Below are 1109 nucleotides of genomic sequence, written 5' to 3' on the forward strand. Positions count from 1 at the left end.
GGCTGGTTAGAGTATTATCATAGATTTTCGTTTGGTAGCTGGTATAACCCTAAATATATGGGGGTAAGTGCACTTCGAGTCATTAATGATGACCGAATCGATGCCCACAACGGTTTCGGTACTCACTCGCATGACAACATGGAAATTTTAACCTGTGTGCTTGATGGTGCAATTTCACACCGTGACACCATGGGAAATGCAGGCCAGATTAAAGCAGGTGAATGGCAACTTATGAGTGCCGGTACAGGTGTTGCTCATAGTGAGATTAATAACACCGATACACCAGTGCACTTATTACAAATCTGGATTATTCCCGATGTAAAAGAAGCCGAGCCAAATTATCAGCAAATTAGTTTGGACCCACGTAATCAAGCTAACGAATGGCATTTGATTGCAGGCCCTGACGCAAATGCACCAATGCATATTCGCCAAGATGCAGAGGTAAAATCTGCTGTACTTGAAAAAGGTCGTGAACTGCCAGTTGAGACTTCAAAACGAGTTAATTACGTTCATGTAATTTCAGGTGAAGTTCGTATTGGTGAGTACGAAGTGAAAGCGGGTGATGCTCTGGTCTTTGAAGATAACGCCGTGATTCATGCAAATGAAGACAGCCAATTTATCTGGTTTGATTTACCTTAAACTGCTTAAAAGCCCTTTATATGAAAGGGCTTTTTAGTCACTGCTACCGCCTCCATCACATCCGCCTGAGTCGGAAAATGATGAGCAATCATTTGATGAATGAGAACTATGGTGACTGTTATCGTAAATATGGTGGTGTTGTAGATGTGTTGAAGCTGAATAATCATGCTCACCCGATGGTGAATAATTTTTTGAATTTCTGAGTAATGCGATTAAGCAAATGATTCCAATACTCGAAAAAATGGCAATAAATATCACAATAAATAACTTCAAATAACGTCCTCCCTCATACAGCTATAGAGATCATTGTTGTTTTTCTCTTTCATTATTTAAAGGAGCCATGCTAAATAAACAAGTTATTTTTTGATAAATACAGCATGCAGCCCCTTTCTTATAACTCGTATTTAGCCGCTACTGACACAACCCTAAACTTTTCATTTGCATGTAGTTAGTCCTCTTAAAAAACATTC

Annotated in this window: 1 protein-coding gene; it reads left to right on the forward strand. The window is 39.3% G+C overall.

The window, feature by feature from the left end; translation table 11 throughout:
* On the forward strand, window positions 1-639 hold a 639-nt coding region (locus VXQ92_RS20315), incomplete at its 5' end, for a pirin family protein (RefSeq protein ID WP_416683000.1).
* Between the last annotated feature and the right edge of the window lie 470 nt (window positions 640-1109).

This window comes from Acinetobacter sp. 228, from assembly GCF_048147885.1.